This window comes from Mesorhizobium sp. M7A.F.Ca.CA.004.12.1.1, assembly GCF_003997835.1.
Taxonomy (GTDB): domain Bacteria; phylum Pseudomonadota; class Alphaproteobacteria; order Rhizobiales; family Rhizobiaceae; genus Mesorhizobium.
Genome location: NZ_RZRK01000080.1, coordinates 1 through 12,406, shown reverse-complemented (window position 1 = coordinate 12,406; position 12,406 = coordinate 1). Strand labels below are relative to the sequence as shown.

At 59.3% G+C, this 12,406-nt stretch carries 9 protein-coding genes and 1 tRNA gene; 2 read left to right on the top strand and 8 right to left on the bottom strand.

What is annotated here, in order from left to right; translation table 11 throughout:
* Positions 1 to 619, bottom strand: a 619-nt coding sequence (rplU, locus tag EN984_RS06675; protein ID WP_127383670.1) for a 50S ribosomal protein L21, incomplete at its 3' end; no start/stop codon positions are given.
* Between the two features lie 408 nt (positions 620 to 1,027).
* Here rplU and EN984_RS06670 point away from each other — a divergent pair.
* Both EN984_RS06670 and EN984_RS06665 read left to right on the top strand, forming a co-directional pair.
* Positions 1,028 to 1,117 (top strand) — tRNA-Ser (locus EN984_RS06670).
* Between the two features lie 114 nt (positions 1,118 to 1,231).
* Positions 1,232 to 2,554 carry an integrase gene (locus EN984_RS06665; protein WP_024502873.1) on the top strand — a complete coding sequence of 441 codons (1,323 nt, stop codon included), beginning with the start codon at positions 1,232 to 1,234 and terminating at the stop codon, positions 2,552 to 2,554.
* Positions 2,555 to 4,006: 1,452 nt separating this feature from the next.
* On the opposite strand, the gene EN984_RS06660 is transcribed toward EN984_RS06665, so the two are convergent.
* From EN984_RS06660 to EN984_RS06630, 7 genes are all read right to left on the bottom strand, one after another.
* Positions 4,007 to 5,908, bottom strand: coding sequence for an EAL domain-containing protein (locus EN984_RS06660; protein WP_024502871.1), 1,902 nt, complete (start codon positions 5,906 to 5,908; stop codon positions 4,007 to 4,009).
* Between the two features lie 177 nt (positions 5,909 to 6,085).
* Entirely contained in the window at positions 6,086 to 7,267 is a 1,182-nt protein-coding gene (gene ubiM / locus EN984_RS06655; RefSeq protein ID WP_024502870.1) for a 5-demethoxyubiquinol-8 5-hydroxylase UbiM, read from the bottom strand.
* A gap of 280 nt (positions 7,268 to 7,547) precedes the next feature.
* On the bottom strand, positions 7,548 to 8,165 hold the full coding sequence (locus tag EN984_RS06650) for a hypothetical protein (protein ID WP_024502869.1): 618 nt from the start codon (positions 8,163 to 8,165) through the stop codon (positions 7,548 to 7,550).
* Positions 8,166 to 8,879: 714 nt separating this feature from the next.
* Positions 8,880 to 9,035, bottom strand: a complete 156-nt coding sequence (ccoS, locus tag EN984_RS06645; protein WP_081714250.1) for a cbb3-type cytochrome oxidase assembly protein CcoS — start codon at positions 9,033 to 9,035, stop codon at positions 8,880 to 8,882.
* Positions 9,036 to 9,040: 5 nt separating this feature from the next.
* Positions 9,041 to 11,320, bottom strand: coding sequence for a cation-translocating P-type ATPase (locus tag EN984_RS06640; RefSeq protein WP_024502868.1), 2,280 nt, complete (start codon positions 11,318 to 11,320; stop codon positions 9,041 to 9,043).
* Positions 11,317 to 11,814, bottom strand: coding sequence for a FixH family protein (locus EN984_RS06635; protein WP_024502867.1), 498 nt, complete (start codon positions 11,812 to 11,814; stop codon positions 11,317 to 11,319). The genes EN984_RS06640 and EN984_RS06635 overlap by 4 nt, the downstream gene beginning before the upstream one ends.
* Positions 11,811 to 12,406, bottom strand: a 596-nt coding sequence (locus tag EN984_RS06630; protein WP_281057260.1) for a FixG Ig-like domain-containing protein, incomplete at its 5' end; no start/stop codon positions are given. The genes EN984_RS06635 and EN984_RS06630, both read right to left, overlap by 4 nt.

The following is a 12,406-nucleotide window of genomic DNA, read 5'->3' as shown; positions in this document are numbered from 1 at the left end:
GGTCGGCGCTGAAGGACATGTGCTCGTCGATCTTGGCGACATCCTTGTCGGTCAGCTTGGCGAGCTGCGCGAAGGTGATGATGCCCTGCTCGTTGAGATCCTTGGCTGCGACCGGGCCGATGCCCTTGATCACGGTCAGATCGTCCGGCTCACCCTTCGGCGCCTTGAACAGCGGCACTGCCGCGGTCTCGGCTGCCTTGGCCTTGGGCTCCTTCTTCGGCGCGGCTTCCGCCTGCACCTCGGTGGCGGCCTCGGCCTTCACCTTCTTCGGCGCCTTGACCGATGCCGTCTTCGTCGGCTTGGCGCCACCCAGCAGGATCTCGGAGATCCGCACGGTGGTCAAAAGCTGACGATGGCCGATCTTGCGGCGCGAATTCTGCCGGCGGCGCTTCTTGAAGGCGATGACGGTGCGGTTCTTGCCCTGCTCGACGACTTCGGCGGTGACCACCGCGCCATCGACGAACGGCGCGCCGAACGTGACATTCTCGCCTTCGCCATGTGCAAGGACGTGGCCGATCTCGACCATATCGCCGACATTGGCTTCGACTTTTTCGATCTTCAGGAGATCGTTGGCGGCAACGCGATACTGCTTGCCACCCGTTTTAATGACTGCGAACATTTTTTGCCTTTCGCTGTTCGGTCGGCCTTGATGAACCGCCTGAGGCAGTTCAGCCGTCTTTTTGTCAGTCTGCGGGTTCAAAAAACAAGCGGCGCGGAAGAACCCTCCACGCCGATTGCGCGCTGTCCCTAACCGAAGGTTGGGGGCGAGTCAAGGCAAACCAGCCGCGCCGTTTCGAGACCGTCATTGGCGGGCACGGACCGGCTGTGCCGACATGCCCACGGCGTTGCCCCCGCCTGGGCTGAGGATGGGTGACTGGTCGGCAATCTGCCTCGGGCCTCGCTGTACCCACCAGCCCGTGAATCCGCCGCTTGCCAAGCAAGCCAAATAACTGACGGATTGGCCTTGTAACCTGCCCGTTCAGCCGTTATCTAGTGCGCCGCGCCGGCAACGGCCGACCATGACCGCGGAGAGGTGGCAGAGTGGTCGAATGCACCGCACTCGAAATGCGGCATGGGTGCAAGCCCATCGGGGGTTCGAATCCCTCCCTCTCCGCCATATAGCTTCCATAAAAATCCTTTCCTTTCAAAAGCTTCCTTGTTGCACTTGACCAGCACGAAGCGAAACATATCTTAGACTGTGTAACAAACTGTGTAACATTAGAGAAAGATAATGCGACGTTCCGCAGCGCCAAAGCCGCATAAACGTGAAGGCATCTGGTATCTCGTCCGCAGGGTGCCGAAGGAATTCGCGGCGTTTGATCGCCGCTGCCTAGTACGCATTTCCACGGGCGTCGCCGTGGCTGACGATCCCCGCGGTGTACGGGCGCGAGATGCAGTGCAAAGCCTCGGCGCGGGGCTGGAGGCGTATTGGCGTAGACTGCGGGAAGGCCAATCCGCCGAGGCGGGGCTGCGTTTCGAAGCCGCGAGGAAGCGCGCGCGGTCATTTGGATTGGCCTATCGCACTAACGAGGAACTAGCAGCGGGGCCGCTCGACGAACTCATGGCCCGTATCAAGCTGCTCCTCGACAAAAAATCGATCGAGGACGCGCAGGACGTCTCGGCCGTCATGGGTGGGGAGAAGCGGCCAGCGGTCCGCCTGAGCGGTCTTATCAAGGAATTCGAGACGATCGAGCAACAGAACTTGCTGGCCATGTCGCCCAACCAAATCAAGAAATGGCGTAACCCCAAAAAGCGCGCAGTTGCCAATCTGGTTGGAGTCATTGGCGACAAGGAGATCGCAAGCCTCACTCGGGACGACGCAATCGCGTTCCGCGAGTGGTGGCAAAAGCGGATCGTTGAGGATGGACTTGATATCGGTACGGCCAACAAGGACATCGGCCATGTTTCGAAAATGCTGCGCGTCGTCGATCTGACTCACCAGCTCAAGCTGGAGCCGGTTTTTCGAAACCTGCGTCTTTCCGGCGCCGTCCCCGGGCAACGCGCTGCGTTCACAGCGGAGTTCATTCAGGAGAAGATACTCGCTGAAGGCGCGCTCGACGGACTCAATGACGAAGCCCGCCATCTAATCTATGTGATTGCCGATACCGGACTCAGGCTTTCTGAAGCGGCAAACCTCACCACCGAAACAATCCACCTCGATCGAGAAATCCCGCATGTGCGGGTGCGCCCCAATGGCCGTCGCTTGAAGACCGGTCATTCAGCCCGTGACATTCCCTTGGTTGGCGGCGCACTTGCAGCCATCAAGCTCCATCCGGACGGCTTTCCTCGTTATCGCGACAAGGCCGCGTCACTTTCAGCGCTCGTCAACAAGGTGCTCGCCAGCAAGGAACTTCTGCCGACTTCCGAGCATAGTCTTTATAGCCTGCGACACACTTTCGAGGACCGGCTGACGGCAGTTGAGGCGCCGGAGAAGGTAATTGCTTCTCTGATGGGCCACAAATGGATCCGGCCCAAATACGGCGCGGGACCTTCGTTAGCGCAAAAGCGCGAGTGGCTCCAAAAAATCGCTTTTACCCCGCCCGGGCGAATGTGATTGCGGCGCCATCCAGGCCTTGAGAACCAACCTCACGGCTCCAGCTGTCCGAGCCATTTAGGTTGAGCGTGGCCAGCACGCGCTGCGCTCGCTCGCGATTTCCGAGCTTCCGCCGCATTTGTTCGACCTCGTATTCCAGCCTTTCGAAGGTCGGTATATAGGCATCTCCATGCCGGATGACCAAGTAGGCGGCAACAGCTAGACACCATTCTAGCTCCGTGGCCGATGGATCGGAAAAAGGGGCGACGCCATACCAAGACGAGCAACGCCTCTCGAGGGCTTCCGAACTAGGCAAACGGCCAGCATGTGGCATGGGAAAGAAACCTATGCCTGATCGACGAACCTAAAGTGCTCACGAAGCTTGACCGGTACGCGGGCCATCGGAGGGTTCTGCCTAAAACCGCCAAAAATTTTGAAACACCCATTCATCCGGCTCGAATTCAAAGGGATCGGCGATTTTTGGGTTATGGCTTGCAAGCATAGTTCAGCCCAGACAAGAACGCCTGATATCTTGTCGTGCACTGTCACCCTGCCAAATATGGTGCCGGCGACAACGGCAGTTTGGCGAGCAGAAGAATTCCCGAGACTGAGACGTTCTACGGCTTGGCCCATGTTCGCGCTCCTCCTCGATTGGAGACAGGATGGGCCATATGGAAGCGAATAAAAGGAGGTTGGTGACGAGTCTCGGTAGTGGAGTAGAAACGGGTGGAAAAGCTTGCGCTATTCGCCATCGGCGCCGCTAAACGCATTTGAGAGAAGGGGCAGCGATCGCCAAGAGATGACGTCCGATCGCAAGCCGGCTAGAAATGCGACAGTGACGCGCCTTTTTTGGCACGACCTTAGCACCCGATCGGGCCTCAGCTGGTCGTCGTTGCGCAGCCGATCGGGTGCGATTTTTATAAAGCTCTCTTGGCTTTAGCTTTGAGAGCCCGTCATCGAGACAAATGCAAGGGAACGGTCCGCCCCCTGGGGACATTCGACATGCCGTGGCAGCTTCCTATGGTGAGCCAGCGCATTCCGATACACGTTTTCCGCGCTCTACCGTTGCTCCAGCACCTGTGCTGAGGCTGAGCGCTTGATCAGGACCCGACCGCTGCTGTTGCGGGATGGTGACTGGGTTGAGGTCGCGAAGACCTTGACCGCGGGTACGTTGTTCATCCCGATGAGCGCTGAGCCGAGAAGCAGCCAAGAACGCTTCCCGTAATCGAATCCTACGGGAACCGCGAAACCAGCGTCCAAAGGACGCAATTCTCCGACGTCGTTCACTCAAGCTCATCTCGCAACTTGAACGCTTGTATGAAGCCGCTGCATGTGCGCCGGTGGACCGGATTGCTGCTATCCAAACCACGTGCTCAGTTTCGCCCCGTAATAACTCTACCGTCCGAAACGGCTTTCGCGCGTCAGGTCCACCCCACATGAAAGTTCCGCGAGCAGCACGGACGGAGAGGCCGGTCACAACTCCTTCGCGTGCTCTTTTACTACCGAATCAAGTGCCAAATGGAGAGGCACTGCCTTAGAGAACAGGAAGCCCTGCGCGGTTCTGCAGCCAAGCTGGTACAGAGTTTGCCGATCTGCCTCTGTTTCAACGCCCTCGGCCATGACCTCGATCCCGAGCGTCCTACCAAGATCAATCACCGCTTTGACAAGCAGCCGATTCTCCCGGGACTTGGCTAAGCCGCGAACGAAGCCCTGATCTATTTTCACCTTCCTGATCCGACTGTCCTTGAGCGATGCCAACGTCGAAAAACCGGTGCCGAAGTCATCGAGCGCGATAGAAATGCCAGCATGTGAAAGCCGGGCGAGCTTTTCATCCACTCTGTCCGGATCCACTGGGGCTTCTTCGGTAATCTCGATGTCGAACATCGTTGCAGGGAGGTCTTTTGCCGCCAGACCATTAAGAATCATCTCGTCAATATCGCCAGCTTCCAACTCGCACGGTGAAACATTCATCGCCACACGAACATCACGACGGTCAGCTTTGACCAAGCCCTCGATAAGAGCGCAACAGTCGGCGAATACCGTTTGAGTTAGCAGCTGAAGCATTCCAGTTTCGCGTGCCGCTGTCATGATCTCGGGCGGAGAAATGGGACCGTGAAGCGGGTGAGACCATCTTAGCAAGGCTTCAAAACTGACGACGGCTTCAGTTTCGAGTCTTACGATTGGCTGAAACCAAGCGACCAAGCTTCTCATCGTTATCGCCGAATGAAGATCGCGTTCGATTGACTGGCGGCGTTGCAACTCCCGGGCTAGCTCGGCATCGAACAGACAAAATTCATTCCTGCCGCGGCGCTTAGCTGTGTAAAGGGCGATGTCGGCCCGCAACAACATTTCCGTTAGTCCGGGGTTTTCAGCCAAGTAGATTCCTATAGACGCTCCAATGCGGACTGATGCGATCCCAGGATAGGGGCGAGCAAGCTTGGCTATGAGATTGGACGCGAGATTGGTGGGAGAAGGAGAATTCTTTCGCGAAGAAAAAACCAGCACGAATTCATCCCCACCGATGCGGGCGAGCGTTGAGCCCTCCGGTGCTTCTTCCTCTATTCGGCGGGCGATCCTGGCAAGCAGCTCGTCACCCGTTCTGTGACCGTAGGTATCGTTGACAGATTTGAACCCGTCCAGATCAATCAGCATGGCCACAAAGGGTCCATCGGTGTTCTCAAACTGATCGATTGCATGTTCGAGGCCCCGCCTGTTGAGGAGCGCGGTAAGATGGTCCTCCCTGGAATTGCGCTCCATTTCCGCGGCAAGCCGCTCGGCTTGATGTCTCAGGCGGCTCGCGTCACGGAAGCGCGCTTGTCCAACGAACGAGGATCGAACCAGGCCGCCCTCGAAAAGCAGGACGGCAAAAGCCAGAATGTAGTTTTCCGGGGCTCCCTTCGTCAGCAAACATGCGGCGGCAATGAGGAGTGGCGGTGTGATGAAGCATATCGCTGCCGCAGCATATGAGCTGCCGTACGTGACCGCGCCAGCTGAAATGCCCGCCAGAATTATTAGATGCAGCGATGCTTGAGACGTCGTGTATCCAGCCGTTAGGACGGCAAGGAATGACCAGGTGAATCCCGCCAGAAGAGCAAGCCTGCCAAACCAGCGAAGCCGCAGCCAAACCCGTGTCAGATCATCCTGGACTCCGGGTTCCTTCAGCTGATGACGGGCGAGTGCAAGGCGGGCGGCATTTATCGCATTAACGACCGAAAACCAGGCCGCGCCAGCAAGACCGTTCCCGGAAAGGGCCTGCACGGTCAAAATCAGCCCGGACAGCACAATGCTTATCGGCATTGAGACGAAAAGGCCTGCCCTCAGATCAGCGAGCTGGTCCTGAAGGATTCTCGCCTCCAGCGGATCTTCTTTTTCCAAGGCTGGACGGGTCAGCTTGCTTACTCCTGCTTGTCCGCAGCCTATGCAGCCCCCCTGAAGGACGGGTTAATTCTTCAATCGGAGATCAGCGTCGGGGAGCAGGATTACTCCGGTGCATCATGCACTCTCTCCCATCGCTCGCCCAGCACGCGCAAAAATGCGACTGCTGGTGCAGTATCACCGCTGGAGCTCCGCCGAAATCCCATGCCGGACAAGGGGAACATGTTGGGCAAAGCGAAGCCCCAGATGCCTTGCAAGCCGTGCCGCCAGGTGGTCTCTGGAGTAGAGTCCAACCAATATGTTCGTTGCATGGTAGAGCGGCGCCGCCGACAGGCGCAGCCGCCTTTCGTATATATGCAGCATGTCGGGGTCGCCAACATTGCGGCCGTCGCGGCACGCAGTCATGATTCCACGGGCGAGTTGCTTCTGGCTGCTGAGACCGATGTTGAACCCGTGAGCGGTCACCGGGTGCATGCCGATGGCAGCGTCGCCGATGAGTGCGGCGCTCGGCGCCCGGAATTTGTGCGCCCAGGTCGTGACCAGCGGATAGGTGTGGCGCTTGCTTGCCAAGGTCATTTTTCCAAGGCGCCCTCGACACCGTTTCGTCAACTCCGACAGGAACAAATCATCATCGAAGGCAAGCAGTCTATAGGCCTCGTTTGAGCGCAATGTGAGCAGCAGCGACGACATGCCCTCCGCTAGGGGCAATATCGCTATCGTCTGATGGTGATCGAACCATTCGATGGCGATCTGGTGGTGGGCGCGCTCGTGCCTCACTCGGCAAATCAGCATCGAGTGGCCAAGCCGGTTGATATCGGCGCCGATGCCTAGCAGATCACGCGTGGCGGACAAACGCGAATCCGCGGCAACAACCAGCCGAGCAGTTAAACGCGCGCCATTAGAGAGCGTTACGACTGCTCCTTCTTGGCTGTTTGTTGCATCGACGACCGAGTGGCCGCACAACAGCCGGGCGCGATCCTGCAAGCGGACGATTTTGAACAGCGCCTCGCGGATCCGGCAATTTGGAACCAAAACCCCCAGCGGTTCTCCAGAGTTGCTGGGAGGATCGAAACGAAGAGCGAATGCGCTCGAGCCGTTGAGCACGCGCGCGCCTTGAAGTGCTGATTTGTCCGAAGCCGGAATGACATCCCAGGCGCCGAGCTCGCGAAGGGTTCTGATCGAAGCGTTGGTCAGCGCGATTTCGCGACCATCGAAAGCCGGATTCGCCAGACTATCGAATGTGTTCTGTTCAACAACTGCCACCTTGAGTTCGCTTTGGGCAAGCGACGCAGCGAACGAAAGGCCGACCGGGCCGGCTCCAACGACAACGATGTCAAAATTATCGTCAGAGCCCATCAGCGTGCCGCCATCCGGTCGCCTATCCTCGTGTAACGGTGAAACTGAGCCGAGTGACATGAGCTCCGTGCCCGCCGCATTGCCTAAAGGCGCTGGGCCGGGAGATTCGCATCGATCGGCAACGAAGCACTCAAAGCGCTCAGAGGTGGATGCGGCTAACCGATCCCGCCCTTTCGCCGCGCAGCCGCGCAGATCGCCGCCAGCAAGCGAGACACTCGCGACGCTGGTCAGCGACGGCCGCGCCGCATCGATCGCCACATTCCACCTGGAACCCTTGCGCATACTACTCACGCTCCACGACGTCGAAGCGGGCTCTCTTGCGAGGGTGAGGGTATCGAACGTAGCGCTCTCTCTCGTCATCCCAGCCAAGGTAGCGGAAACTTTTATCCACGACCGCGCATATCTCATCAAGAACCTGCTGCATGGCTTCGATGTCGATGTCCTTGCAATTCAGTCGCCGATAGAGCAAAGCCCACGCGGCGACATAGTCGTCGAAATAGCGCGCGTCACTCGAACCAATGATCAACTTCGGACGGTTGATCGATCTCGAAAACGCACGTCCCAACCCCGATGATGCTCCGCAGCACGTTGACATCACGAGGATCTTCGGCGCTGGATGCGAGCCCTGGAACATTTTTACGAAGTCAGCCCAAAGAAGGCCACTTCGCCCACTGGACGAAGCGATCCCGTCACCATTGCCGTGCCCGGCGATGTGAAGCACGTCGCACTCCGCCTCCATCGCTCGTACTACAGCCTCACCAAATTTCGTTCGGTTCAACGCCATGTGGAGCTCCGCGCGGATGTTGACAGCCTTTAACAAGTGCTGCACGATCGGTCCCTCTTGCCTGTCGGCGAAGTAGTCATTTGCATTGTGGCAGTCGATGATGTGTACGGTGTTCATGGTACTCCAGCCGCTTGTTCGTTCATCGTCGTGACGAGCGGACACCACGCGCGCGGAACCGCGTGACGTGCGCTGGGTTCCGGTACCGTCGCATAGCCTCAAGGCGCGGGCCGGGAATCGGGATGGATCGGCAACGACGCACACAACCCATCAAAGGCGAAAGCTGTTGATCGGCCCCCCTGTCCGCGCAGCCACGCGGATGGTCAGCCAGCAAGCGAGATACACACGACGCCGGTCAGCTAATGGCTGCGCCGTAAGCACAAGGCATGGCCGACCACACGACAGAAAACCCAGAACCGTGAAGGTGCTGATAATGACGACCAATCTTTCCGTAAGTCATGCATTTCTCCGTCGAAGACTGGTCAATAGACCACACCGATGAGTATGACCCTGATCTGGATCAGCCAGACATGACCAATCGGCACTGGCGGTTCACGGTCAGGTGATCGACCGTGACGTTCCACTTTGGAACCCGTGCGCACATTGCCAAGCTCTCGTCCGGCCACGCGAGGTACTCTCGTGGCATCAGCCGCCTCATACTGGGTGCAATGGTAGGCAGTCCTTCGCACGACAGAGGCTTTTCACAAATGTAGTGTGCAGCTTAGGTCAAGATGGTCATGGAGCATGGAGCATGGAGCATGGACAGCTTGTTCCCGACCGAGCCGGCTCGACTGACGAGCGCGATCCGCGCATCTTATGCACAGCGGATTGAAATCAGCGTTCCGGTTTGTCGTCCCGATCAATTAGTATCCGCTCGGCGGCTCCGTCGAGATCTTCGTATTGACCGCTTCGCAATGCCCAGACGAAGCCGGACACACCCAGTGCACCCAGAAAAAGGGCCACTGGTATGAGATAGAGCAACGTCGTCACGAGGATTATGCCGAATAGCTGACTGCGGAGCGTCCGACTTTTTGAATAACTTGCAGCGTCGCATTCGCCCCGAAGCCGTGCAAGCGCAATGCGTTTCCAATAACAAGCACCGATGAGGCAGACATGGCAATCGCCGCTAACAAAGGCGTGGCGTGGCCCAGGATGGCGATCGGCACGGCGACGGCATTGTAGACGATCGCAATCGCGATGTTCTGGCGGATCAGGTGTCCCGCCTTGCGCGAGACGTCCAGCGCGAGAGGCACTGCCAGAAGGCTTTCGCGCAGGAATACGAAGTCGGCGGCATTGCGGCCAATGTCGGCGGCGGTGGCCGGAGCGATCGAGACATGCGCCGCGCTCAGCGCCGGCGTGTCGTTGAGGCCGTCGCCAACCATCAGAACCTTGTGTCCGTCTTTCGCCAGGGTCTCGATGCGCTCGACCTTGCCCGACGGCAGCAGGCACGGAACGAAGTCGTCGACACCCAGCATTCTTGCAACTTCGCCGCAGGCACCTGCGGTATCGCCCGACAGCATTTGCATCGACACCCCAGTATCGTTCAATCGCTTGATCGCCGCCGCCGCGTCGGCGCGCAGCGCATCCTCGAAATCGAAGGTCGCGACAATGAACCCGTCTTTTGTCAGCACCGTTCCGCCATAGCCATGGTTGCCTTCACCACCGGTCCGGGCCTTCCATCCAGCCCATCCGCGTCGACCCAGCCGCCAGATGCTTCCGGCGACAGTGGCTTCGATCCCGAACCCCGGATGCTCTGTGACGGCATCGAATTTGTGTTGCCCGCCAGGAGCGGCAAAGCCGGTTATGGCCTTTGAAAACGGGTGACGCGAGTGCGCGGCCATGTCTGCCGCGATTGCCAGCATGGCCGGATCGATCGACGATGCATTGAGGAGCCGGGGTTGTCCGAGCGTGAGCGTTCCGGTCTTGTCGAACACTGCGTTATCAATCGTCGCCAGGCGCTCCATGGCCGAACCGTCCTTGACCATGATGCCGTTCTCGAACAGACGCCGCGCGGCGACCACCTGAACGATCGGTACGGCGAGGCCGAGCGCGCACGGGCAGGTGATGATCAGAACGGCAATGGCGATGGTTATCGCCCTATGCCAGTCGCCGGTCACCGCCATCCAGCCAAGGAACGTCGCGAAGGCTGTGAGATGAACCACCGGGGCATAGAGCGCTGAAACGCGATCGGCGATCCGGCGATAATGCGCGCGGCCGCCCTCTGCGGCTTCCATGAGCCGAACCATTTCCGCCAGAAACGAATCTTTCGCGGCGGCTGTCGCCTCAATCGTCAGCGGGCCGGTTAGGTTGAGGACACCAGCCTGCACGGCTTCGCCTGCTGCAACGCTTCGAGGCGTGCTCTCGCCCGAGACAAGCGAACAGTCCAGATCCGATGCCCCTTGAATGATTTTGCCGTCGACGGGTATCCTTTCGCCGGCAGCAATCAGCAGCTGCATCCCTGGTTCGATCTCGCCAACCGGCAGATAGTCGCGTGCGCCGTCGCCGCGCAGCACCATGGCGCCACGTGCGGCCAACTGGGACAGGCCTTTCACGGCGATCCGGGCACGTTCGCGCATCACGTGATCCAACGTGCGGCCGATCAACAGGAAGAACAGCAGCGACACCGATGCATCGAAATAAGCATGGTCGCCATGGTTGATCGTCTCATAGAGGCTCATGGCGTAGGCAAGCGACACCCCGACCGCGATCGGCACGTCCATGTTCATGCGGCCGTGGCGCAACGCATTCCAGGCCGAGCGGAAGAAGATGCCGCCGGCGAAGGCGAGTGCAGGGATGGCGATAAGCGCAGAGACCCAGTGGAACAGGTCGCGGGTAGCGCCTTCGGCACCGGACCAGACAGAGACCGAAAGCAGCATGATATTGCCCGCCGCGAACCCGGCAACCGCGACGGCGCGGATCAACTCCGAAAGCGTCCTGTCCTTTTCATCAATCTCGGGGGCGAAGAGATGCGCCTGGTAGCCGAGCCGTCCAAGCGCGGCGACGAACGGTGGAACCTCGTCGCCACGCCAGCGGACCGAGACCCGTTTCGTCGACAGGTTGACGCGGGCGCTCTCGACGCGATCGAGCGTTCCCAACGCCGTCTCGATCGTCTGGATACAAGCTGCGCAATGAACGCTCGGCACCGAAAGATCGGTTTGGCGGAGATCATCGCCAAGCGATCGGCTCGCCAGCCTGATCTCCTGACTAGACGGCAGGACCGACGTGGTGCTGCCCAGATCAAGCGCCATTTCGGCGCCCGGTGCACAACAACTCATTGCAGCGCTCCATGGGAAATCATGATCCTGCGGACGTCGCGATACGGTTTATCCAGACCGGCGTCGGCGTCGACTTCGACAATCCAGACGCCGTCCTTCGGCATGTGCTGGGCTGCGAATTCCTGGCCCGAGGCGGGTGCGAGGGTGACCGACTTGTCCTCCTTCTCGTACGCGGGATGGCGAAACAGCACCTTGACGCCGTGCAGGGGAACCGGCTTGCCAGCGGCATCGGTGAGGCTGTAGCGGACTTCACCCCATGCGATGGTCAGCTTGCCGGTCCAGCCAAGGGCTGCCTGTGCCCGTCCTTCCGTGGCCTTCTTGTTGAATTGCTGGCTCGCCACATAGGTGTTTTCGACGACGAGGCCAGTCCAGCTTGTGCTGGCGAGCGTCGCCATGGTCAAATTGACCGCGATGATCACGCCGAAAAAGGCGAGGATGATGGCCAGCATGTGCCTGCCGGTAAATTCACGAGGCTTTTGTACATTGGCAGTCATCTGGGGGCCTCCGGCGCGTTGAAGGTGGCGGTGTACTCGTTCGATTCGAAGCTGGCTCTGTCCTCGACGCGGAACTTGAAAGTCTGCGCCGGCGCGCGGATCTGGCCCGCGGGCTGGCGCACGAAGACTTTCAGCATTTTCAGGCGGTCGGGTTCGACCGGAATGGCGAATGAGCGGCCTGCCGGGATATCTTCGCCGACCACGCTCATGTCAGCTCCATCCAGGCCTTGGATCGTGACGACGAGCGTCCGCGGCTCCGGGATCATGTTGAGCAGCTTGACGGTATAGCCATTGCGGATGGAGCCGTCGGACAGCGTGACGAACTGAGGATTGCGATCATGCAACACGTTTAGTTCGAGCCGGTCGCGCGTCAGCAGGGAATAGAGCAGGCCGAGGCCGATCAGCGACCACAAGCCCATGTAGACGTAGGTGCGCGGCCGAAAGATCTTGCGGATGTGGAAATGCGCTACCTTGTCGGAGAACAGGCCATCAGCGGTCCTGACCAGCGACGGGTTGACTGAACTGGAGCCGCCCGCGGTTGCCAGCATCATATTGGTGTTGTAGTCGGAGAGCGTCGCGTAGGAGATCAGCC